The following is a 24,137-nucleotide window of genomic DNA, read 5'->3' as shown; positions in this document are numbered from 1 at the left end:
AAAATATGTTAGTGGGAATTTTAAAACCAAATGATAAAATTATTGATACCGAAAAAGTGTTCATGACAGTGGCACAATGTCATGGTCATCAGAGTTTTGTTTTTACTGCAAAAAATGTTGATTTTACTCAACAAATAATACATGGAAAAACAATGCTAAAAGGGAAGCTTATAGAACAAACTTTTCCTTTTCCAGACATTATACAAAATCGGCTTCCTATTCATGAACAAGATGTGATGGCTTATGTAAAACTTGCCAAAGAAATTCCTTTTACGACCCATCACATTGAAACCAAGGTTGAACTTTATAAAAAAATGAAAGCTCATCCTCTCATGCAAAAATATGTAATTGAATCTCAATCTTGCCAAAGTTTTCAAGTTTTGATGGGCTTTATACATAAATATCAATATGTTATATTGAAGCCTGCTTCAAGTAAGCAAGCGATTGGTATCTGTACCATCCAGTTAATAAATAAAAAATTTTGGGTTAAAGAACTGGATAAAATCTTAACATTAGACGAGTTTGAACTAGAACAACTGTTTGAACAAAAGAAAACAGAATATCACTTTTTTGTCAGTCCTTTTTTTCACAGTAAGACAAATAATAATTTATCGACTGTTTTTAGATTACACATGGTATTGGGAGAGCAAGGTGAATGGCATAAAATAAAGTTTTTCCCTTATGTAAACTTAAAAGATCATCAGGATATTGCAAATGGTATACAAGGTGCGCTTATTTCAACACGGGAAGAACTATTTTTAAAACAGTATTATCCAGATTTTTATGAAAGTATTTTAAAAAAGATAGATATCTTATTTCAGGATACCTCCCAATTTATGCTTGATCTTTATCAATGTTCAATAGATGCTGTAGGCTTAGATATTGGTATTAATCAGCAAGGTGAAATAAAAATATTTGAAATCAATGCGGGGCCTGGAGTCGGTTTTATGGCTTATCCCGTGGCAGAACAACAAATTCTATATTATGAATGGTTGCTGGAAAATACAGATAAAATAGGTATCAATAATTTTCTACCAAAACGTTATCGTCATTATTATGATCAGATATAAACATATTCTCTATATGAGAAATTTATATATGTCATCTTCTTGTATAGGTGGCTCTACAGGGAAACGAGATATTGGTTTTAACGCTGAACAGGTTAAGACTATTCTGCATAATGCATCATTGATAAAGTCAAAATTGGCAAAGCAATAATACGATTCTAATTAACCTGAATCACGGATAAGCCATAGACTTGAAAAAGAGAAGGACTAGAGCCATCAGTTAGTTACCACACAAAACTTACGACTCTAGTCCTTATGTTCGATAGTACCCAATTATTCTGTATAATTGATGATTTCTTTCTAAAATTTGAATCAGTTTACTGGAAATTCTTAAAGCAAAATCTTAAATGCCTAAGAATTCGCCCTGCACAGCTCAGTATTTCTGAAATTGTCTTTATTGCAATTTGGTATAAACATTCACATTTCAATAACTTTAAAGCATTCTTTACGGCACTGAGACATAACTATCTTCATTTATTCAAAAGCCTGCCTTGTTACCAACGTATGATTTACCTGATCAATACTCATCAACTGGCTTTACATGCCTTACATTTCGCCCTGATGAAAGATCAGCAAAGTTCTTATTTATGGATCGATTCAACGACATTGGCTGTCTGTAAAAATCAGCGAATAAAAAGACATAAATCGCTAGCAGCAATTGCAACTCGTGGTAAAAGTTCTATGGGTTGGTTCTTTGGTTGTAAGTTGCATGTACTTATGAATCAGTCAGGTGAAATACTCAGCACAGCTTTATCAAATGGGCATACAGCAGATATAAAAATGGTTGAACAGTTAGTCAAAGGAATGACTGCTAAATTGTATGCTGATCGTGGCTATATTAGTCATGAATTAAAGAGTAAATTAAGAGTACAAGATATTGATTTAATTACCTATCACCGAAAGAACATGAAATCTATACAGTTATCAAAAGCAGATGAATACCATCTGAAACAACGCAATAAAATAGAAACTTTATTCAGTTTGCTGAAGGGGGCGTACAATCTAGTGACGACTAGAGCGAGAAGTGTTGCAGGCTATTTAGCTGGTATTTATGCATCTTTATGTGCTTATCAAATATGTCATCAAAACAAGCCGATGATTCGTATTATGGAAATATCGGCTTAAACAAGATTCGGGTTAATTATTATAACCAATTGAATGATTTCTAAATCTCAGCAATCAACTGATCTGCCATTTCCCTGGTTTTTTTCAAACCTGGCATACGATATTCCGTATGACCATAGTCCTTGATGGATTTCCAGCGACCACCCCAGGTCAAACCGACTGATTCAGCAACCTGACCATATAACTCATAGCCTCGCATTGCCCAAGGGTCGCGTTCTGTGATCACAACTTTACCGTTGCGTTTAAAGGCAACATCAGCCGCCAGCCCAAACTGATGGTAACTTTGGTAACCTTTTGCACGAGTTGTATTGGGATTACCAGCCAACATATTTTGACGGTCAGGGCTACGATAACCCTCAAGTAAAACCAGCTCATAACCATGTTGCTCTTTCATGATCTTAAAAACCATGACCCACATATTGAACGGTTAATTCAGGCTTTTTCACTGATTGCTGCGCGTATTGATAAAAAACTGGCAGACAGCTACGACATTTTTACCCATTCCCTATTTGAGGTGATGTTTCCTCAATATCTACGCCATTTTCCTGCCTGTACAGTGGTCAGTTTTGAGGATGTCAACAAGCTGAAACAACTTGGCTCTGTACATACGATTCCCCAGAAAACCACCTTGAAGTCTCGCAGTTTTAAAGGGGTGCAGTGTGAGTTTAACACCAGCAATGAGGTTCGGTTATTACCGATTTCCCTGACCAAGCTAGAGTTTCAAACCTCACCAAGTACCCATATGCACTTAAACCAGAATGCAACCTTGAGTTTGAAGTTTGAAATTTTTAATGATGCGCAAAAATGGATACTGGATGAGAAACTGCCGATTTATTTAGATGCGATTTCCAACTTTCCGTTACAGGTTCTGGACTGTATCTTTCGTAGCGAAACAGGTTTTTCTTTGCGTATGGGGCAACATGTTTTTGAGATTAACAATCCCTTTGCAGTGATGGGTTTTACTGAACAGGAAAGCCTATTGCCGATTGATCAACACACCCATCATGCCTACCGTTTATTGATGGAGTATTTCTGCTTTCCTGAAAAGTTCAATTACCTAAATCTTGATCTCAGTTGTTTGAAAGGAAAGCTTCAGCAACAGAATACATTCGAGATTCTGATTCATCTCAAACTGAACTTAAATGATCAGGCCGTGGTTCGAAATTACTCTGAACTGAATGTCGCAAACTTCAAGTTATTTACCACGCCAGCCATCAACCTATTTGAAAAACAGGCTGAACCACAGAAAGTTTCGCATACGCAGTTGCAATATCCACTGGTGACTGATGCACATCATCCAGAGCTTTATCAGGTTTATTTAGTGGTTGAAATGAATATGGTGCGGGAGAAAACCAATCAGGAACAAACTCATCTTCCTGTTTTACCTTTTTTTGCAATGAGCCATTATCACAATGACAAAGTGCAGTTTTTCTATTCTCTGAATTATTTGCCATCACCAACCAAAACCATGCAAATGGGCTATTCGATTGTTTCGAAGCATCTAAAACCCTATGAAATCAAATCGGATTTTATTAGTACCGCCTTGTTATGCTCCAATGGTGATTTACCCCATGAGGCCTTGAGTCAAAGCAACAATATCCTGAACCTGAATGACAGCAGTCTGGCGAGACGTGCACTGATTTTAAAACGCCCAACCTCACCATTCTATTTTGACAGGAATAAAAATGAGCAGTGGCGCATTATTTCCCATCTTTCACTGAATACTTTGGCGTTGATGAAAGGCGATGCCTTGAGCCATGTCAAGGAGCTTTTGGCTTTATATAACCTGCCGCATTCAAAGGAAAATATTTTACTGATCGATGCGCTGAAACAGCTCAGTTTTTCCACCACCAATAAATTGGTGAACTCCAAACCATTTCCGATGTTTATTCGTGGTGTACGGGCTGAACTTATCGTCAACAGCAGCGTATTCAGGGGACACAGCCTCTATATTTTTAGCCAGTTGCTCAGCCACATTTTTAACCTGAAAGTTCAAATTAATAGTTTTGTCGATGTTGTGGTGAAAGACAGTCTTAATCAACAGGAGATATACCAATGCGTTCAGAACGTTGGTGGCAAGACGCTTCTGTAATCGACCAGCTTTTCAAGAAGCCAGGCTCATTTGAATTTATTCAGTCGATACGGTTATTACGACATCTACCTACACCATCTCCGCAGCAGGACTGGTCTGAGGATTTCGAGTTTGGAACGTCTTTTAGTTTAAGTTTTCCTGCGACTGAAATCGAGGAGCTGAGCTATCAGGATGAGCGTATTCATTTAACCAATCTGGTGGTGGGGCTAACGGGTACGCAGGGTGCGTTGCCTTATACCTATACCAATAAGCTCAAGCATGGGACTCGGCAGCAATGTGCTGAGGTTAAGGCATTTCTGGGCTTGTTTAACCATAAACTCACCAGCAAATATGTCGATGCCAGCATTGCCTATAACCTGCCAGTCCGTTATGAAATAGAAGCTGACAACCATTATTTAGATATTCTGCATGCCTTAAATGGCTACATTCGCTCCCAGCATGACCAGCACGATTTAGATGAATATTTTGCCGAATTTTCGGGTCTGATGCAGGGACAGAACAATACAGCCCATGCCTTAAAAACTGTTTTATCGTGTGTATTTAATGAGCAGGTGCATATTCAGGAATTTGTGAAGGAAAAATTCCAGCTTGAGGATGAGCAGAAAACTACTTTAGGTGGAAAAAATCCAAGCTTATTGGGAGTCAATACATTCTGTGGAGACACAGTCCAGCAGGTTGATGGAAAGATTGAAATCCAGATTGGTCCATTATGCCGTGAACGATATTTGGCTTTTTTACCTGAGCAGCCATTAAATAAAAAATTAAAGCATTTAATTCAAACCTGGTGTAGTCCAACTCTATTTATTGATGTTCGACTGATCCTTGATAAAGATGAAGTGAATCCAATCCGTCTGGATTCCACCCATGAAATTGGTTTGGGGCAAGGGGCATTTTTAATGCCGTCCATACAACTACAACATAACACTGAAACACGTTATGCACTTTTAGGAGCCGCATAATGGTCAAGAAAATTCTGGCGACCCTGATCAGTTGCTTTATCCTGATTGGATTGGTTGTGGTCTATTATTGGCGGGATATCCAGTATCAGCCTGAATCTGCGGATCTAATCAATTATTTCTTGATTCTGCCGATGGTTATTACATTGATTCTGCTTTTGCCTTGGCTGATTTATAAGGCCTATCAAACATATCAACAGAAAAAACAACAGACGTTGGATACCGAGCAAAATCAGGAAAGTGGAGCAACGGAACAACAGGATGCTGGGCCAGAAAGTAAATGGCTGACGCTCAATCTATATGCGGCAGGTGCATATAGTGCATTGGGTGAGAATGATGCAATTTTAGAGGGAATCAAGGCGTTTACCAGTCCAGAGCTAGATCACAAACTATTGAACTTTCAGGGTTTGCCAATTTTATCCTACCGCATTGAATTCTTGGACCAGCAGTCTGAAAGTGAGGAGGATGAGCAATCGTTTCTCTCGGTGCGTCAGCAGCGCATTACAGCATTGATTCATCATCAAATTGAACAGCATACCGAACTTTTACTTTCCATTGCAGACCACCTCAAGCGATCCAGCCTGTTTTATGAAAGCCAGAATCTGCATGAATATCGTATGCATCCAGCATGGAGTGACCCAGCCTTTTCGGGCGATGAGGATGAAACTGAATCAATGCAGATTGAGCAGGTATATCGTTTGGACAAGCTGAACCTGCATATTCTGTTGCCTGAAGATGTGGTGCATACCTGGAATGATACGAGTAGTAATGAAAACATCCAGACGATTTTTTATGACCTTGGACTCATTCCGCAAAAATTTCATATTGAATACCACTTCATGAGTGAGGCATCCACAGACCAGCTTTTAGTTGAACTACTGGAACGTATCCACAATCAGCCTCATGAGATTTCTCTGTTGGTTGCTGCTGACTCAGAAATTGACCAGGAAATGATGGATGAAAAGTTTTTGGGAGCCAATACTTATATTCCAGCTGAATATGTGGGTAGTAGCTGTCTGGCTCATCCAGCACTCCAGCTTGAACAGCTACAACCATTAAAGACCCTAAAGCTGGTTGCCCATCAAAATAACTTAAAGCAAATCTTCAAAGAACTGGATCTTCATGATTTACCGCAATATCAGGATGAAGATCCTTTTGTGCTGGTGCTTGAAGATGCCACTAACATCAAGATGGTAAAAGGGCTTGAGCAGTTTTTCGCCCAAAGTCCTGTGGAGCAGCACCATTATTTGTATTGCAAACCAACTGTTGGGCATACCGAGAATGTGGCAAAACTTTTTGGGCTGATGTTGGGGGCACATCTTCCAGACTCACAGGTTGGCTTTGTTTATAGCCAGGATTTGAAAGCGTTTATCCAGCCTTTTCCTGAAACCATACCCGATCATGAAAATGCGCAATTGCTGATTGATTAACTTTATTAAGAATTCGAGAACTCAATGTACATCATTTTAGGTTATCTGTGGCAGTACATTACGAATCCTAAGGCCATTATTGCTTTGTCCTTATTCGTGGCACTGATGTCTTCATACTCTTCCATCCCACGCCATATTTTTTGGGCGTTGGCTGCAACCTATGCCTTGGGGCTGATTGCCTATGGGATTTACTGGCTGGTGCAAAGACAGCGCCATGCCGCTCAGGGGGGGAGCTTGCCAATGCCATTGAGCAGGACAGCAAGGCGGAATACGGCAACCAAAAGGATAAGGCCGAATTACAGCTAATCCATCAGCAGATGAAAGAATCCATCCAGTTGATTCGTAAATCCAAGTTGGGGGATAAAAAGGGCAATGCGGCTTTATATGAATTGCCGTGGTATATGGTGATTGGTAATCCCGCCGCTGGAAAAAGCTCTGCGATTTACAACTCAGGCTTGAAATTTCCATTTGAAGAAACTCATCAAAAAATGATGTCTGCTGGGTTAAGTGGTACGCGCAACTGTGACTGGTTCTTCTCAACAGAAGGCATTCTGCTGGATACCGCAGGGCGTTATTCTGTGTATTCAGAAGACCATTCTGAGTGGCTGGGCTTTTTAAATATCCTCAAAAAAAACCGTTCCAAAGCGCCAGTGAATGGCTTGATTGTGATTGTCAGTATTGCCGAGTTGATCAGTCACAGCCCTGAAAGTTCATTAAAATTAGCCAAAAACCTGCGTGCCCGAATTCAGGACTTAACTGAACGTCTTGAAGTGGTGGTGCCTGTTTATCTGGTGTTTTCTAAAATGGACCTGATTGCAGGTTTTACTGAGTTCTTCGATTGCTATGAGTCGCAGGAATACAATCAGGCATGGGGTGCAACATTACCCTATGAGCAAAACTCTTCGCAGAATGCAGTGGAATTATTCGAAAAACATTACAACCTGCTCTATGACGGTTTAAAGAGCGTCAGCACCACACATTTAAGCCGACGTCATTCGCAGAATATTTCTCCAAGTGTCATGACATTTCCTCTGGAATTCAAGACGCTGAAACCAGCGTTGAAAAGCTTTATTGGCACCTTGTTTGAAGACAATCCGTACCAGTTTCAGCCTGTGTTCCGTGGCTTTTATTTTACCAGTGCCTTGCAGGAAGGCATTATTGAAAGCCCAATGACAGAGAATATTGCACAAGAATTCCAGCTTGAGCAAATCCAGAATAATGGACAGGAAAATGTAAATGCATCGGTTGCACCAAATCATGGTTATTTCTTGCAGGGCCTGTTTTCCAATGTGATTTTGCGGGATAAAGATCTCGTCAAGCAGCATATCAATCCAGTGAAAAAGCGTCAGCGTTATATTGGTTTTATTGCCGCGTTGATAGGTGTTTCCTTGGTGCTGGGAGTGTGGGTCTGGTCATACCGTAACAACCAGCAACTGATTGCGGATGTACAGGCCGATTTGGATAAGGTTGTTCACTTGGAGAAAACTTCTGGACAGCAACTATCGACACAGCTTGAAGCTTTGCTAATTTTACAGGAACGTTTGCAGCAACTGGATGAGTTTAATGAACATCGTCCACTTAAGTTCAGTTTTGGTTTATATCAGGGCAATCAATTACGTGACAGTTTAAAAGCAGAATATTTAAAGGGGATCAAGCAAATCGTTCTGACCCCGACACAGCAAAATATTGCCCAATATCTACAACGGGTTAAAAATAATGAAGCAACGCTAAAAGCCAATCATGTCAATGTTGAAATCAAGCAGGTCGCCAAAACACAACAATATTTAGAGCCATCTGATAGTAACCCTCAAGATGCTTATAACGCCCTGAAAGCGTACCTGATGATGAGCAATCCAGAATACATGGATAGCAGCCATTTAAGTGATCAGGTTTCACGTTTCTGGCGTTCTTGGCTGGATACCAACCGTGGGCAAATGCCGCGTGGTGAGATGATTCAGGATGCGGAAAAAATCCTTTCTTATGCCATGACCTTGGCCAATCAGGATGGTTTCCCGATTCTGGAAACCGATGCGCAGGTGGTGGATCAAACCCGTCAGGTCCTTTTATCTGTTATTCGTGGCATGCCAGCACGCGATCGTGTCTACAACGAAATCAAGATGCGTGCGGCAGTGCGTTTCCCAGCGGTGACTGTTGGGCAAATTGTCGGTGAGCAAAACCGTAATATCGTTTTAGGCAGCTATGCATTGCCAGGTGTGTTTACCCAAAAGGCCTGGGATGAATATGTTGAAAAGGCCATTGATGATGCTGCAAATAAACCAACTGACAGTAAGGACTGGGTATTGAATAGCCGTCAGTCTGATGATCTGACTTTCTCAGGTAGCCCAGAACAGATTCGTAAACAACTAGTGGCTCTGTATAAGCAGGAATATGTGACTGAATGGAAGAAGTTCCTGAACGGTATTTATTATGCCAAGGCGGACCAGTTTAACCAGCAGGTAAAAAATATTGATGTCCTGGGTGAAACACAAAACTCACCAATCCGTACCTTATTGCAGCGCATTGCGATTGAAACCAACTGGGATAATCCAATTGTACAGGCTGAACTGGCTGTGCCTGAAAAGGGCTTTGTGGCCTGGTTTAAGCGTAAGGTGCTGAACAATACCGATGATAAAGCCGCAGCTCAGGCAGTGAACAAGGCGCAAGGAGCGATTTCTCAGGAATACCAAATGTTCTACCAACTGGTGCGTAAACGTGATGATCTACAGGACAAGTCACTGTTTGATGAGTATATGAACAACCTTGCACAGGTGCGCAGTAAGTTTAATGACCTGAAAACAGCAGGGGAGATTGGCCCAAGTGCGATGGCTCTGGTTAAACAAACCATCAATGATCAAACTTCAGTATTCAATGTCACCCAGAAATATGTGGATGAGAAAATGATGGTGGGCCTCAAGGATACTGACCAGCAGTTATTACAAAAACTCCTGATGAGTCCATTGACCCAATCCTTTGCCAGCCTGATTGTGCCAACCCAGGATGAGCTAAACAAGTTGTGGGGAATTCAGGCCTATCAGCCATTCCAAATCAACCTCAGCCAGAAGTATCCATTTAATTCAGGTGTGACCTTGCAGGCAACCAGCAATGAAATAGGCCAAATCTTTGGTGAGACAGGCAGCATTGCCCGTTTTGTAAAAGAGGCACTGGATCCATTTGTGATTCGCCGTGGCTATGTACTGACCTCTAAAACATGGAAAGATTTAGGCATCAGCCTGAATCCGCAATTTGTTGTGGCTTTTCAGCAATATGTAGCACCAGTCAACGGTATGGCAACAGGGAGTCTTGATCAGCCTGCGGCTGCACCAGTGTCCAACCAGTCGAACTTCCAGTTCTATCCATTACAGAATCCACAGTTCCTGTCCTATACCATCGATATTGATGGTCAGCGTATGGTCTACGAAAATGGAATCCAGCAATGGGTGAACTTTGTTTGGCCAAATCAGGGGGCAATTCCAGGGGCGCGTATTACCGCCATCGACCTGGAGGGTAAAACCCATACCATTTTTGAGGAACCAGGTGAATATGGAATTAACCGCTTGATTGATGCAGCACAGCGTAAGGAACAAAATGGCAGCTTTGAAATGACCTGGACCAGCAAAACTGAGCCATCTTTAGCCCTAAAAGTGAACTTTAGGCTCATTAGTGGCAATAGCTCAGGCAATATCGGTTCAAGCCGTGGTTATGCAGGCTTGCAGTTGGTGGATAAAGTGGTGACAGAAAAGGCAGTACGTGTGGTTTCTGCTCAGGCGACACCAGCAGGTGTAGCCGTTCCACCAGCACAGTCAACTGCATCTGCACCAGCTCAGGCAGGAGGGACACCATAATGATAGGGAGAGTCACGGGATATGGAGAGATGCCTGTATGCAACACGTAAAAACCACGCCACTGTATTATGGAAAGACGCCCGCCCGTGGCGATTTCCTAAAGACCAAGGGGCAGTATGCATTGATTCAGGTACTTGACCAATGGATTACCGAAGCCCTTGAGCATGCCATGCGTGTAGCTGACTTTAAACAGCGTTACGAAACATTGCCTGCACTGGATTTCTTTATTGCAAACCCTGCTGAGCCAATGTTTTTGGCTGCAAACCTGATTGCAAGTCAGGACAGCTCAGGGCGGGCGTTTCCAATGGTGCTAAGTCAGTTGCTGGAAGTTGGGCAGCCATATCAAAATCTATTACTGGCGCCTTATTTTTATAAGTCTGTATTGGTGGATTTATTTCAAAGGAATCGGGTATTACGCAGTATTCGTGATACCAGTATCATGCTAGAGAAGCTTAACAATTTACCAAATTCGGTGCAGATTTTTACGGCTACGGAATGCAATGCTTTCTATGAAAACCATACCATGCATTCATTTGCCCAATTGATGAAAATCAATGTTTACGAATTAGCACAGAGCATGATTGGATTGGGGCTTTTACTACAGCCGATCTTAAAAAATGGCACCAGCCGTTTAAACAAGGTTCTGATTCTACCCATCAATAACCCGATGTATTGCTACGAAATTGCCGCTTTTTGGGTGGGAATGATCGGACGTTTTTTGGGAACCAGCAATACTGAAATCCTGATAGGCATTCTACATCGTGAAGACCCGATTCTGTTCATTGGCTTTCAGGGTGCCGACATCATGGCGCTGAGCGATATCTTTACCCAGAACATACAGAGTGAGCACTGGGTTTCACTCATTCAGGCACAGTGGATTGATGCTTATCTTGAGCAGAACGCAGGCCTTGCCACACTTGAACAATCACTTTGTCAGCGTCAGTTAAGTCTCAGTCAGGGCTTAAAGCTATTTCGACAAACTTTTTTAGATGAATAAATATGAGAAATAATTCGAAATCTGTATGGATAGGGATACTATTTGGTTTGATTGCCCTGACTCAAGGCAATATTGCCAATGCAACACCCATTGTCGTTGAGGGTGTTGTTCCGAATGAGGCAAGCAAACAGGCAATTTTGCTCAAGATGCAGTCTGTATATGGTGCCGATCAAGTGGTTGATAAAATTCAGATTGGTCCAGTGTCTGCACCAAATGGCTGGAGTGATTCAGTGACTCGGGTCATTACTCCTGATCTTAAAAAGATTAAACAGGGGCAGTTGCGTGTCAGGGGAACGCAAGTTGATTTAACTGGCAAAATGAGTGATCCAAATGCAATTCAGCCCACCACTGATAGTTTTCAGACTTTGGTGCAGCAACCTTATCGCCTGAATGCGCAACTTTCGGTGAACCAGACTGAACAAAAAATTATTGATGATGCGTTGAAGAACCGAATCATTGAATTTGAATCGGGCAGTGCCATTCTGACGGATGCGGGTCAAAAGATTCTGGATGAAATGGCGGTTGCCTTAAACAAGGTGGGCAGTAAGAAAGTCAAGATTATTGGGCATACCGATAGTTCAGGCGATGCCAATAAAAATACAGTTCTTAGTCAGGAACGTGCGGTGGCGGTACAAACCTATTTGGTCAGTAAGAGTATTGCAACTGAGCGTTTAAGTACGGAAGGCAAAGGCTCCAGTCAACCTGTTGCAGACAATACCACCGCAGATGGCCGTAGGAAAAATCGTCGGATTGAATTTGAAGTACTTTAATGATCTTGAATTAAGAAGGATGTGATTATGGCAACACCCTATATTGTCATTGGCTGTCCAACGACAGGCGGAGGGCAGGTGATTACGGGCAATAATAGCTTTTTGGTTGAGAACATCCCGATAGCCTGTGTTGGCGACAAGGCGACTTGTCCAAAGCACCAAACGGTTTCGACCATTATTGTGGGTGACCCAAATATGCAGGTGATGGGAAAGGCGGCTGCACGGGTCAATGATGCCTTGTCCTGTGGATGTAAGCTGTTGCCGAAGCAGAGTTTGGTTGTAAGGGATATGGCTGGTGGCTCTACGAATAGTAATGGATCAAGTATACTTTCTGAAAGTAATAATATTAACAACTTCTTAAACTCAGAAAATTATGGGCATAGATTCCAATTAAAAGATCAATTAACAGGAAAGCCTTTGAGTAATGTCTGTTATGAAATTAATAAAAATGGAGAGACTATTCATGGTACAACTGATAATCAAGGTTTTACTGAGCTAGTTACAAATAACAATGCAGAAGAGATAATTATTAATATTATTTATGAGGAACATCAGCATGGATAAGAATCCATTGACTCAATCAGCTAAAATAATTATAGCAAATGCCACGGTAAAGTTGTCTAAATTAAAAAATAATCAACCTCCTCCTACAACAGAAATAAAAATTGAAACCAAAAGAAAACTAACTTCTGGTGAGATTAAGATGTGCCAATTGGTATTTAAAGATGCAATTGATTATTCAAAAGTATGGATTCATATAGGAGGCTACTTACATAGTGCGACTGGAAATGCAATGACACCTGCTGGTGAAATTATGCTACCTCGTTCTGACTATCTAAAAAATTCTGACTTTAGTCAATCGACTGGAGATTATCGACATTGGTTTATACATGAAATGGTTCATGTTTGGCAGTATCAATTAGGTACACCGAATGGTTGGTTTGGACTAAAACAATTATGTAAAGGTGGCTATACCACAGAAGTACAATCTGCTGATTCGGGAAATGAATTAAAAGCTTATGATACTGATATATTAGGCCGAGACTTAGGCAAAAAATTTAATGAGTTTAATTTTGAGCAGCAAGGACGTTTAATAGAGTTTTGGTTTGATGCATGCTATTTGCAAAATGTAAACCCTAACCGATCACATCATAGACAAAGTCTAAAACTTCTAGGATATGTCGAAAGGATTTTAAGAGAATTTATTTTGAACCCTTATGATAAATCATTATTGCCGAGATATTAAATGATAAAAAAAAACTTACAGCTCCTATTTCTATTAATAATAGCATTATCAATAGCTACTTGTAGTCAAGGTCCGCGCCCATTAGAAGCTACGATACATAATGACCATTTATGTATATTTACCAATAATTCTAAAACTTATTATGGTGTTGATAATACATTTTTGATTTATTTAGGAAAGATCGACTACACTAAAGAATTTAGAAGTACTTATGAAAGACTATATAGCAATGTTCCTCTCCCTATAGACGAAAAAAATTGCGTTCTAATACCTTTAAAAGAAATTGAAAAGAATATTGCTTACGAAATCATTTTAGATACAAATAAAAGTTTCCATACCAGTCTTTGCATCATAGATAAAAGTCATGAGCTGGAAGTTAGACATATTGAGCCTGGGAAATCAACTTGTGATTAATTCAGGATTTATTCAAAGCAAAAAATATTTATTCAATCCTAGAATTGGTTAAATTGATTTAATGGGATATACAAAAGTTATAGCGGGAGAGTACCAAATTAAATATAGGAGACATTTATTTTAATCCCCATAAATATTTATGGAGATTATCAAGATATTATTTTACAATATTCATTTTCTTCAACTCTATTGGTACACAGGCCTCATCTCTTTAGCATGCAGTTCTTGACCACAGCAGTCACAGGTCAACTTCGGTTGGATGACATGACCACAGCTTTTATGCAGATAGCGTAATTCCTGAAACTGCTTGTTCTCATTTTGCCAAATATTTCCCCACGTACTCATAGAGATAATAATTGGATAAAGTGCCAGCCCTTTTTCCGTCAATTTATATTCATAACGTTTTGGGGCTTCATGATAAAGCACTTTCTCAAAAATATTATTTTCAACCAGTCGATTAATACGCTCAGTCAATAAATGACGAGTAATACCCAACTGCTTTTGAAAATCATCAAAACGACGGGTTGCCATAAATGCATTACGGATGATCAACAAGGTCCAGCGATCACCAAAGATCGACAGGCTTCGCGCAATTGGGCAATTCATTTCGCCAAGTTCATGCCATTTCATCGCATACTCCATCAATTTATCTTTATAGGAAGACGGCTGTCATTTTAGGACAATATTGGTCGTCACGTCATCAACTAGATTGACAACTTATGTGGGTCTAGCTATTTTAAACTATATAAGTTCCTTTTTAGAACTTTGAATTTTAAAAATGAATCCTTGAGGTGAGTTATGTCTATGTCTGCGGTGAAAGAAAAATCAAAGCAAAAAATGCCTGCATCATTTCCTGTGCGTCGTATGGATTATGAATTTCAGGATATGCCGAAGTATTGGTGTAATAATGAATCAACATTTACCCACTATTTTACGGGACTTTCTACACTTTTCCCTGAGGGAGAATCCTACTTTGTCCGTTCAGTTCGTGCATTGCGCGAGAACATCAAAAATAATCCACAACTTGATCGGGATATTGGTGCATTTATTGGACAGGAAGCCATGCATTCCAAAGAGCACCATGCTTTTCATGTGAGTGCCCAGCAATATGGTCTAGACCCTGAATCATTGGAAAAGGCAACAGGGATTATACTGAAAGCGATTGAGCGTACTTTTCCAAAGAAATGGAATTTATTGGTTACGGTGGGGCTGGAACATTACACCGCTGTGCTGGTGGTGGAAATGATGAAAAATGTCAATCAGTTAATGACGGATAAAACTATTCGTGATTTATGGTTGTGGCACAGTGTTGAAGAAACAGAACATAAGGCTGTTGCCTATGATATGTATGAATATCTCTATGGCAGGGGATTGGATGCCTATATTCCCCGTGTCGCAATTTTTACCTTTAGTCTGGTCTTGATTACCCTGATTTCCAATACCTATCAGTTTGTATTAATGTCAAGGGATAGACAATTGCTCAATCTAAAATCCTGGGCAAAATTTGCTGGGTTTACGCTACAAGCCTATCGTAAATTAGTGCCTCAGTTTTTCTCCTATTATCGTTTTGATTTTCATCCCAATGATACAGATGAGTCTGAAATTGTGGCCCAGACAAAAGTCAAAATTGGTTTAGCTCCTGAACAATCAACTTTTATTCATTAAACATCTTAATACGTTTTATTCATCACATAGGAAAAATAGTATGAATCCATTAAATATGACGGGTTTGGAAATTATGCAGGCTTTTCAGAAAGGACTGGTACCTGCACCTGGGATTGCAAAAACCATGGGGATGGAGGCTGGTGAGGTTGAATATGGCCGTGTTGTATTTATTGCGACTGCTGATGAACGCCATACCAATCCGCTGGGTGGGGTACATGGTGGTTTCGCCGCTACTGTACTTGATTCCGTGACAGGGTGTGCCACCCATACCGTATTGGCTGCGGGTGAGGGGTATGGAACAACCGATCTTGCAATTAAAATGTGCCGTCCTATGCCATTTAATAAAAAACTAATTGCGGAAGGAAAGGTCATCAATATTGGTAAAAATTTGGTGATTTCGGAGGGCTATCTCCGTGATGAGGATGGGAAGCTGTATGCGCATGCGACAGCAACCAACATGATTATCCGTCGTTAAATCACCAAATATCTGTATGATGGGCTTGATCAGTAATTGGCTGATGGACTGTTATACAGATCAATGAATAAAAAGATGGGAATATAAAAATGAGTTCAGTTGTTTTACATCAATGGGAAATTTCACCTTTCTGCCAAAAAGTGGCAAGGATGCTGCAATTCAAGGGAATTCCTTATCAAACTGTGAACTATAACGGTGTATTGGGAGCAAAGGTTCCCATGCTTAGTAAGGCTGGAAAGGTTCCTGTACTGGATATTGATGGTAAACGCATTCAGGACAGTACGCGTATTGCACGTTATCTTGATGAGGCCTATCCAGATTTACCTCTTTTATATCCAGGCGATCCCATGCAAAAGGCCTATGTCGAACTTTGGGAAGATTGGGCCGATGAGTTGCTCTATTTTTACGAGATTCATTTTCGGGTCAGTGATGCTGAAGCTCTCGATCATGCCGTTGCCATCAGTGCTGAAGGCCGTCCCAAGCATGAGCTGGTTTTGATGAAGCCGTTGCTGAAATCAGCGCTGACCTTGCAACTTAAGATGCAGGGTACGGGACGTATGGCAAAGGCAGATATTGAGGCTGAGTTTATTCGTCATCTGGAACGCATCGAACTGGTATTGGGTCAAACAGGCTGGCTGGTTGGCGAAAGCAAAACATTGGCAGATATTGCAGTGGGTTCACAACTTTTGGAGATTGTAAGAACCAGCAAGGTGTGGGGCGCAAAAATTAAGAGTTATCCCCATATTGCCCAATGGATCGGTCTATTATGAATACGTCTGCGCTAAGCTCGACAGCTCCTGAAAAGGCTGCTTGTGTTGTGGTGGTGGGCGTGGGCGCTGAACAGGGAATTGGTGCGGCAGTCTGTCGGCGTTTTGCCCAGGAAAAATTAAAGGTATATGTGGTTGGACGTACCTTAAATAAAGTCGAGACTGTGGTCGCGGCAATCAATGCTAAGGGTGGCCATGCTGTAGCCTATGGGCTGGATGCCGAAGATGAACAGCAGGTTCAGGCACTGTTTGACCGCATTTCCCATCAACAGGAACAGCTTTCTGCGGTCATCCATAATGTAGGTGGCAATATTCCCTCCATATTCTTGCAGACCTCTCTCCAGTTCTTTAACCAGATGTGGCGTTCGACTTTTTTATCTGCCGTTTTGGTATCTCAAAGTAGCCTGAAAATCTTCCAGCGGCAACAGCAGGGGACTTTGATTTTTACGGGTGCAAGTGCCTCGTTGCGTGGAAAACCCTATTTTGCTGCATTTACTATGGGAAAATCTGCATTACGGAGTTATGCACTCAACCTTGCACAGATCTATAGTCCTCAAAATATTCATGTTGCTCATGTGGTTGTGGATGGAATGGTAGATGGTGACCGTGTAAATAAGGCTTTATTGGGATTGGGGCGTTTAGTCAGGCTGACACGTGGTGGTGGCGGTTTAAATATTGAGGCCATTGCCGAGAATTACTGGATGCTTTATCAACAAAGTCGTAATTTATGGACACATGAACTGGACTTGCGTCCTTATCAGGAGAACTTCTAATATGAATCGCCTGACTCCTCATTTATTTAGATCAAAACAGAAAGTAAAGTGCTGTGTCGTCGTTGGAAATGACATAGATCAGCTTAGTCAGGCATTTGCTGAGCAGGTGAAAAAAAGCAGAATGCATGTGTGTCAGGTTGAGCATGACCCTGCACAACAGAACATTCAGATTGAGCATTTAAATTCGGGTCTCACCAGGGTTCGCCTGAATTTAATTAATTCTGCTGCTGTAAAAGATTTAATTAAACAGATTCATCATGCAGGTCACCTGATCGACCTATGTGTATTTCAGCCTGATTTTACAAGGTTACTTGAAAGTAATCCTTTATCAGCCCAACAGATAGAGTTGCAGTGGCAAAATACAGGTTTAAGCGCGGTTAGCATTTCACAAGCCATGATTCGGCAGATGCTTCGCAAAGGTAAAGGCACATTAATTTTTTTAGGTATGCAACAGAACCTGGCTGCCCAAAATGACCTGCTTAGCCAAAGTATGTTTGCCAGTATCCGCGCATTGGCCCAGTCCTTGGCAAGGGAGTTTCATCCAAAAGGGATTCATATTGCTTATTGTATGTTGCCATATTGGAAAAGTCAGAACCTTGAGTTGATGCACTCCATTCAACAGGTTTGCTGGCATGTTTATCAGCAACCAGCTTCTACCTGGACTCAGGAACTCAGTCTGTTTCAATAAGCAAATGGGCTGTTCAAATCTATTAACAAATAAATAAGAGCGTAAGTTAAATTTTTAAATAAAGCTTTTTTACATTCGTACTACGACTTATATACATGGCTCGCGGATTAAACTGCATCTCAATATGTGAAAATTATAAGAATTTTTTGATTTTTCTAATTTTAGGTGGCGGTTGTGAAAAAAGTTCTTTTGTCTGGTGCTCTTGCGCTTGGTCTGTTGGGATGTACTTCAATGACAACAATGACTCCAACCCAGTTTAATCAATTGACTCCGACTCAAATCCCATTCTCTGGCTATTGGTCAGGTACAACGGGTACTGCCATTTCCACATTGAAGCTTGACCGTCAAGGCCGAGGCCAGCTTTGTATGGATAACCGTCAGGACTTGATGAGCTATAAGGTCAAGCTACTGGATAATGAGCTTTATACCGATCAGGGTATTAAGTTTAAGGTGAAAGAATTAACTTCCCAAACCGCAGTTATGCAGATGAGCCTATTGGGTGTGGGGGCAACTTTCAACATGGGCAAGGATGATCAGCTCAAGCAGGCCAGTGCACGTTGCCAGCAGGTTCTCAATCGATAATGAATTAAATTCCTTATAAAAGATTCCATTTGCGACATTAAAGAGAGTTGTTATGTTTTCTCCTTATATTCATGCATTTGCATTGTTTTTTTCATTGCTGAATCCTTTCCTGATGAGTGTCTATATGGTGGGGATGATTCGTAATACAGAAGTAAAGGTGTTTAATAAGGCACTGATTCAGGGCAGCCTGATTGCCTTTGGTGTATTTGTCTTATTCGCATGGGGTGGGGAGAATATTTTTAGCCGTTACCTTAATGTACGTTTTGAGTCATTCCAGATTTTCGGTGGCCTGATCTTTCTGGTGATTGGCTACCGCTATGTGTTTCAGGGTGCTGAAACCATTGGTGAAATGCGTGGAGCACCTGAGCATTTGGCTGGAACCATTGCCATGCCGTTTATGATTGGGCCAGGCACCATCAGCGCAGCCGTTGTGACAGGGGTAACCGTGCCATTTACAGGTGCCATGGCAGTGATTGCGCTGACGCTTTTTTTGACCTGTAGCATCCTCATTCTGATGAAATATGGGCATGATCATCTACGCTATAAACATGCCAAATATATAGACCGTTACTTTGACATTGTAGGTCGCCTGTCCGCATTGCTGATTGGTACCATTGCCGTGGATATGATCGTCAATGGTGTGACAGGTCTGATTCGTTCGGCAAACCTCGGTTGATCCATGAATATCATTTTCAAATATGGAAAATATTTTTTCTCAAAATAAACAATCCATATTTGAGGTGGAATTTTAAAGAAATGCCTTAAATGTAATCATTCTGAAATAATAAATGAAACATCATCAAAAAGTTTGATGATGTTTTATGCGTTTATGCGTATTTTTAAAAGGCTGAATCAACGATAATACTATAGTTGTATTCCCAATGAGTTCTCCCCATGTCTCCATTAGATCAATTGAACCACGCACCTGATGACCAGTCAGAATTAACCATGTCAGTTTTAATGACTCCTGATATGGCTAATTTTTCAGGCAATGTGCATGGTGGGGCAATTTTAAAGCTGCTTGACCAAGTGGCATATGCCTGTGCAAGCCGTTATTCAGGCAGCTATGTTGTGACATTGTCAGTAGACAAGGTGAATTTTAAAGAGCCTATTTATGTGGGCGAACTGGTGACATTCCTTGCCAGTGTCAATCATGTTGGACGTACTTCAATGGAAGTGGGAATACGTGTGGAGGCACAGAATATCCAGAAACGTACCATTCGCCATACCAACACCTGTTATTTCACGATGGTTGCCGTTGATGAGGAACGTAAGCCGAAAGAAGTTCCATCATTAAAGCTGGATACCGACTGGAAGCGTTGCCGTTTTGAAGCCGCGGAACAGCGTAAGGAGATGCGTCTACAGGAAGTCCATCAGCCCTCATGCAGCATTTTCAAGAAATCAACGCAGTGCTGATTGATAAAGATTAAAAAAGTTCTCCAATAAAAAAGATCGAACCGCAGCATGGCTCGATCTTTAACATTTGTAATGAAATAAATTTAAGTCATTACAAATGTTGGTCTAAAGGTCTGGAGGAACCTTAAGATCAGTTTAGTTGCTTGCTGGTGTAGATGCTGGAGCAGCTTCAGTCGCTGTTGCATCAGTTGTTGCAGCTTGAGTTTCTGGTTGCTCCTGTGTTGTAACAACAACTTTTTCTTCAGTTTCAGTTTTGGCTTCTTTGGTTGGTGCAGCAAATGTTGAAGCGGCAGCAAGAGTAAGTGTTGTAGCAAGAAGTGTCTTAATAAGTTTCATGTTTGGCATCCTTATTTCGTTTAAAATAACAGCCTCAATATGGAATTCGATTTATCCAAACTCCTCATTTCGGCATGAAGTTCATGCTATGTGCCAAATCTATTTGCAGCAATATTCTTAACAATCTATTACGTTGTTCTTAACAATTTGAATCATTTTGGCCGTCTGTGTAATGTATTTGTAAAAACAATAGGTGGTATTTCGATGTGAAATGTATGTAAATATGTTGGGTTGATTAAAAAATAATCTTGTGGTTTACGGATGAATAACATTTATTGGTTGTGTAAGAAATATCCATAATTGGATATTCCATTTAAAAATGAGCTTAAATGGAAAAAATGAAGATATTTTTGTGACTCGGTTTGTATTTATAAAAATAATTGTCGGTTATGTTTGTTTTGTGGTAAATCACCATAAAATCTCTAAAGTTCCTTTTTGATGGGCAACTTTGCCGTTAGAATAAATCTTTTGCACCTGTCAGACACTGTGAAATTTATTGCACCTCAACCTGTTCCAACCCATATTATTTCTGGCTTTTTAGGGGCGGGTAAAACCACGCTACTGCAACATTTACTGAGCCAAAAGCCTGAACATGAGGTGTGGGCGGTATTGATGAATGAATTTGGTCAAATCGGTGTTGACCAGCAATTGATTAGTCAACAACAGGGCTATGCTGTCAAAGAACTGCTGGGTGGTTGTTTATGCTGTAGTAGTCAACTGCCCATGCAAATTGCGCTTGCGCGTCTTTTAAGTGAAAGCAAACCAGACCGATTATTTATAGAACCCACAGGTTTAGGGCATCCCGCACAATTGCTGGAACAACTGACAGAACCCCATTGGCAAAGCAGTCTGGCAATGCGTGCCTTGGTGGTGGTTGTGGATGGCAGCCGTTTGCATGACCAAGACTGGGTACAGCAGAACTTATATACCGATCAGTTGAAAGCGGCACAAATCGTGGTCATCTCACATATTGATTTGATGAATGAGGCTGACCACCAAGCTTATCTGGCGTTAAAACAGGAATACCAGACCTATGTGCAACATTGGTTTGAGACTGAGCAGGGACAGGTCGAGCTTGAAAAAATTGATATTGCCCAACAGCCTGTCCAACGTAAAATTCAGCCCTTATTAAAGTTGCAAAAAACACAGGCCGCCATTCAGGAACAGGAAATCAAGCAGCTTCCTTACCACTATGTTGAGACTGCCCAGGGATTTACGGTGGCAGGGTGGAAATTACCGAAGCGCTGGCAGTTTAATTTTTATGAGTTGTTAGACCTGTTGTGTGCCCAGCAAGACTGGGTGCGTATCAAGGGAATTTTTAATACCGATCAGGGCTGGAAAAGCTTTAATTTTAATCCCCAACAGTTTAACTATAAGTCGGCGGAAGAAAGTATTGATAACCGAATAGAAATCATTACCCAAGTCCAGCAGGATTGGTTGGCATTTGAAACGCAGTTGTTGGCGTGTCGTATCAATAGAGATGGATAACCAGTTGGTCAAATTGGCTCATGTTGTCCTATAAAATAGAGTATGCTTAGCGCCAAATTTGAACACACTATATTTAAGAGCACCGTTTATGGCGTTAAAAGCAACAATATATAAGGCAGACCTGAATATTGCCAATATGGATGAGCATATCTATGCAGATTACCAGTTGACGCTGGCATTGCATCCATCAGAAACCATTGAACGTTTAATGGTGCGTATTTTAGCCTATGCGCGTTATGCGGATGAGCAGTTGGAATTCACAAAAGACCTGTTTGAAACTGATGAACCTGCGTTATGGCAGAAAGACCTGACAGGTTTGCTGGAAAAATGGATTGAAGTCGGATGTCCATCGGAAGATAAAGTAAAGAAAGCTAGCGCGCGTTGCAAGAAAGTTGCCGTGATTGCCTATGGTTCCCAGGCAGATGACTGGTGGCAGAAAAATACCAAGATCAAGACACTCAGCAATGTCGAGGTTTGGCAACTGGCTCCGCAAACCACACAGGCACTTGAACAATTGTGTGAACGTACCATGCAGTTGCAACTGAATATCATGGATGGTGAATGGACCTTGCTCAGTGACAAAGGACAGGTCGACATCCAGTGGCAACAATTGCAATAATGTTGAACTGAAAGAAATTTGGAGAGAGCGATGAGTGCGGAATTACAGATTATTGACTTAAAAGTGGGTGAGGGTAAAGAGGCCGTAAAAGGCGCCCTGATTACCACCCATTATACAGGCTGGTTGGAAGATGGAACCAAGTTTGACTCTTCAATAGACCGTGGGAATTATTTTGAAACCGTGATTGGCACTGGACGAGTGATCAAGGGCTGGGACCAGGGCATTATGGGGATGCGGGTTGGCGGCAAGCGTAAACTAATTGTTCCTGCACACTTGGCTTATGGTGAACGTAAGATGGGAAAAATTATTCCTGCCAACTCAAACCTGACCTTTGAAATTGAACTGTTTGATGTCAAGACACGCGACGAATAGACCGTTCGTTGTAGAAACAATAAAGTGGTTTAGGCTTGAATTTCTACTAAATCACTTTAAAATCAGTTATATAAAACATTATTAATAATTATATAATAACTTTTTGATTTTAAATGACTTTCTTTTTATCTGATTTTTTTCATAGTCTGGGAAAAAATGGTTGATTCTCTATACAGTCCTGTATATCTTTGAGTTCAAAGAGCAATTTCCCTGTAAATGACAATGTGCTGAATAAAAAATCATATTTTAAAATTTGGGAAATTTGCTTATAAGGTCACTATAGGGTTGTGCTTGGTCACGTATGATAGTTGCTTAAATATAAAAATGCTGTAATTGCCTCAGGCAAGCGATAAAAATTTGAATGAGTAGAGGTATGATATGAATGATTATTTGGATATCACTGCATCAGAGTTATTAAAAGAGCTGGACCATTTTTTCCTGATTGATACGCATGATGGGGCGCAAACAGGATTTTGGGTCAATGAACAGGCGCTTATGGATCGGCATTACTGGATTGATGGCGATTATAAAGTTGAAATCGTAAGGGCCTTGCAACCTGCTCACCAGCATGCACCTCATAATTATAAGATTACCCGTCTGGCCTCATCCGAAGATGACCGCAATGTGGTGCTGCTGGAATATGATGGTATCCATAAAAAAATATTGACGTTCCGCCGTGGTGAGTGGGTCAACCGTTTATGTAAATATTTCTACCAGAAAGAGCGCTACTATTTACAGCAGTTATCGGAAAATCCAAATTTCCAAAGTATTGAATATTAATCTCTATAAGGTTTTACACTCCTAACCTTATTAAAGTTAGGAGTATGATTGTATTTTCATCATATCTATTATTTTACGATAAATTTCATAATATATACTTTTAAGATTATTTTCAGTTTGCAAAATTATAAATACAATCCTTACTTTCAGCTGACACGCTAGAACGCTTATGATTTTGCCTAAATCCTAAGACCATTCATGCCTGCTTCGTCCCCAGCGACTTTCCTGTATCGAGAC

The 24,137-nt window shown here is 40.8% G+C and carries 23 protein-coding genes and 3 pseudogenes; 23 read left to right on the top strand and 3 right to left on the bottom strand.

Annotated elements, in window-relative coordinates; genetic code table 11:
• Positions 1 to 5: 5 nt before the first annotated feature.
• A complete protein-coding gene (locus QLH32_RS06635; protein WP_283268767.1) occupies positions 6 to 1,070 on the top strand; it encodes a YheC/YheD family protein in 1,065 nt (354 codons plus the stop codon).
• A gap of 252 nt (positions 1,071 to 1,322) precedes the next feature.
• Entirely contained in the window at positions 1,323 to 2,192 is an 870-nt protein-coding gene (locus tag QLH32_RS06630) for an IS982 family transposase (protein WP_283266581.1), read from the top strand.
• A 40-nt stretch (positions 2,193 to 2,232) separates the two neighbouring features.
• On the opposite strand, the pseudogene QLH32_RS06625 reads toward QLH32_RS06630, so the two are convergent.
• Positions 2,233 to 2,604: pseudogene (locus QLH32_RS06625) on the bottom strand (M15 family metallopeptidase); the annotation flags it as partial.
• Here QLH32_RS06625 and tssF point away from each other — a divergent pair.
• The 9 genes and pseudogenes from tssF to QLH32_RS06580 all read left to right on the top strand — a co-directional run.
• Positions 2,602 to 4,284 (top strand): annotated as a pseudogene (tssF, locus tag QLH32_RS06620) (type VI secretion system baseplate subunit TssF); the annotation flags it as partial. The pseudogenes QLH32_RS06625 and tssF sit on opposite strands and share 3 nt — an antisense overlap.
• Positions 4,248 to 5,243, top strand: coding sequence for a type VI secretion system baseplate subunit TssG (gene tssG / locus QLH32_RS06615; RefSeq protein ID WP_283268766.1), 996 nt, complete (start codon positions 4,248 to 4,250; stop codon positions 5,241 to 5,243). The pseudogene tssF and the gene tssG, both read left to right, overlap by 37 nt.
• Complete coding sequence (locus tag QLH32_RS06610) at positions 5,243 to 6,670, top strand: hypothetical protein (RefSeq protein WP_283268765.1); 1,428 nt, start codon at positions 5,243 to 5,245, stop codon at positions 6,668 to 6,670. The genes tssG and QLH32_RS06610 overlap by 1 nt, the downstream gene beginning before the upstream one ends.
• Positions 6,671 to 6,694: 24 nt before the next feature.
• Positions 6,695 to 10,512 (top strand): annotated as a pseudogene (tssM, locus tag QLH32_RS06605) (type VI secretion system membrane subunit TssM).
• A 37-nt stretch (positions 10,513 to 10,549) separates the two neighbouring features.
• Positions 10,550 to 11,509 (top strand): type VI secretion system-associated protein TagF, encoded by a 960-nt coding sequence (gene tagF, locus QLH32_RS06600; protein ID WP_283268764.1) that lies wholly within the window; start codon positions 10,550 to 10,552, stop codon positions 11,507 to 11,509.
• A complete protein-coding gene (locus tag QLH32_RS06595) occupies positions 11,506 to 12,279 on the top strand; it encodes an OmpA family protein (RefSeq protein ID WP_432442310.1) in 774 nt (257 codons plus the stop codon). The genes tagF and QLH32_RS06595 overlap by 4 nt, the downstream gene beginning before the upstream one ends.
• A 27-nt stretch (positions 12,280 to 12,306) precedes the next feature.
• Positions 12,307 to 12,843: a PAAR domain-containing protein gene (locus QLH32_RS06590; RefSeq protein ID WP_283268762.1), complete on the top strand. Its 537-nt coding sequence runs from the start codon at positions 12,307 to 12,309 to the stop codon at positions 12,841 to 12,843.
• The gene (locus QLH32_RS06585) at positions 12,836 to 13,525 is read left to right on the top strand and encodes a zinc protease (RefSeq protein ID WP_283268761.1); all 690 of its coding nucleotides are present in this window, start codon (positions 12,836 to 12,838) and stop codon (positions 13,523 to 13,525) included. Before QLH32_RS06590 ends, QLH32_RS06585 begins: the two co-directional genes overlap by 8 nt.
• Entirely contained in the window at positions 13,526 to 13,939 is a 414-nt protein-coding gene (locus QLH32_RS06580; RefSeq protein WP_283268760.1) for an NF045616 family extracytoplasmic (lipo)protein, read from the top strand.
• A gap of 186 nt (positions 13,940 to 14,125) precedes the next feature.
• On the opposite strand, the gene QLH32_RS06575 is transcribed toward QLH32_RS06580, so the two are convergent.
• Complete coding sequence (locus QLH32_RS06575; protein ID WP_283268759.1) at positions 14,126 to 14,569, bottom strand: winged helix-turn-helix transcriptional regulator; 444 nt, start codon at positions 14,567 to 14,569, stop codon at positions 14,126 to 14,128.
• Between the two features lie 168 nt (positions 14,570 to 14,737).
• Between QLH32_RS06575 and QLH32_RS06570 the strand changes: the two genes are divergently transcribed.
• From QLH32_RS06570 to QLH32_RS06535, 8 genes are all read left to right on the top strand, one after another.
• Positions 14,738 to 15,604 carry a metal-dependent hydrolase gene (locus QLH32_RS06570; protein WP_283268758.1) on the top strand — a complete coding sequence of 289 codons (867 nt, stop codon included), beginning with the start codon at positions 14,738 to 14,740 and terminating at the stop codon, positions 15,602 to 15,604.
• Positions 15,605 to 15,644: 40 nt separating this feature from the next.
• Entirely contained in the window at positions 15,645 to 16,079 is a 435-nt protein-coding gene (locus QLH32_RS06565) for a PaaI family thioesterase (RefSeq protein WP_267981078.1), read from the top strand.
• 89 nt (positions 16,080 to 16,168) lie between these two features.
• Positions 16,169 to 16,849, top strand: coding sequence for a glutathione S-transferase family protein (locus QLH32_RS06560; protein ID WP_283268757.1), 681 nt, complete (start codon positions 16,169 to 16,171; stop codon positions 16,847 to 16,849).
• A complete protein-coding gene (locus QLH32_RS06555) occupies positions 16,846 to 17,619 on the top strand; it encodes an SDR family NAD(P)-dependent oxidoreductase (protein ID WP_283268755.1) in 774 nt (257 codons plus the stop codon). Before QLH32_RS06560 ends, QLH32_RS06555 begins: the two co-directional genes overlap by 4 nt.
• Before the next feature lies 1 nt (position 17,620).
• On the top strand, positions 17,621 to 18,307 hold the full coding sequence (locus tag QLH32_RS06550; protein ID WP_283268754.1) for a Rossmann-fold NAD(P)-binding domain-containing protein: 687 nt from the start codon (positions 17,621 to 17,623) through the stop codon (positions 18,305 to 18,307).
• 174 nt (positions 18,308 to 18,481) lie between these two features.
• The gene (locus QLH32_RS06545; protein WP_349307084.1) at positions 18,482 to 18,889 is read left to right on the top strand and encodes a J517_1871 family lipoprotein; all 408 of its coding nucleotides are present in this window, start codon (positions 18,482 to 18,484) and stop codon (positions 18,887 to 18,889) included.
• 52 nt (positions 18,890 to 18,941) lie between these two features.
• A complete protein-coding gene (locus tag QLH32_RS06540; protein ID WP_283268753.1) occupies positions 18,942 to 19,565 on the top strand; it encodes a MarC family protein in 624 nt (207 codons plus the stop codon).
• A 218-nt stretch (positions 19,566 to 19,783) separates the two neighbouring features.
• Positions 19,784 to 20,305, top strand: coding sequence for an acyl-CoA thioesterase (locus tag QLH32_RS06535; RefSeq protein WP_279960590.1), 522 nt, complete (start codon positions 19,784 to 19,786; stop codon positions 20,303 to 20,305).
• Positions 20,306 to 20,440: 135 nt separating this feature from the next.
• On the opposite strand, the gene QLH32_RS06530 is transcribed toward QLH32_RS06535, so the two are convergent.
• A complete protein-coding gene (locus QLH32_RS06530) occupies positions 20,441 to 20,641 on the bottom strand; it encodes a hypothetical protein (RefSeq protein ID WP_283268752.1) in 201 nt (66 codons plus the stop codon).
• 486 nt (positions 20,642 to 21,127) lie between these two features.
• Between QLH32_RS06530 and QLH32_RS06525 the strand changes: the two genes are divergently transcribed.
• The 4 genes from QLH32_RS06525 (at position 21,128) to QLH32_RS06510 (ending at position 23,900) form a co-directional block, all read left to right on the top strand.
• Positions 21,128 to 22,129 carry a CobW family GTP-binding protein gene (locus QLH32_RS06525; RefSeq protein WP_283268751.1) on the top strand — a complete coding sequence of 334 codons (1,002 nt, stop codon included), beginning with the start codon at positions 21,128 to 21,130 and terminating at the stop codon, positions 22,127 to 22,129.
• A gap of 88 nt (positions 22,130 to 22,217) precedes the next feature.
• Positions 22,218 to 22,748 (top strand): YaeQ family protein, encoded by a 531-nt coding sequence (locus tag QLH32_RS06520; RefSeq protein WP_283268750.1) that lies wholly within the window; start codon positions 22,218 to 22,220, stop codon positions 22,746 to 22,748.
• A gap of 30 nt (positions 22,749 to 22,778) precedes the next feature.
• Entirely contained in the window at positions 22,779 to 23,120 is a 342-nt protein-coding gene (locus QLH32_RS06515; protein ID WP_004674912.1) for an FKBP-type peptidyl-prolyl cis-trans isomerase, read from the top strand.
• 378 nt (positions 23,121 to 23,498) lie between these two features.
• Positions 23,499 to 23,900 carry a hypothetical protein gene (locus QLH32_RS06510; RefSeq protein WP_004760963.1) on the top strand — a complete coding sequence of 134 codons (402 nt, stop codon included), beginning with the start codon at positions 23,499 to 23,501 and terminating at the stop codon, positions 23,898 to 23,900.
• Positions 23,901 to 24,137: the final 237 nt, after the last annotated feature.

This window comes from Acinetobacter corruptisaponis (genome assembly GCF_030053775.1).
GTDB lineage: Bacteria > Pseudomonadota > Gammaproteobacteria > Pseudomonadales > Moraxellaceae > Acinetobacter > Acinetobacter corruptisaponis.
Note: the sequence above shows the minus strand (reverse complement) of the source record. Positions and strands in the feature narration are given on the sequence as shown.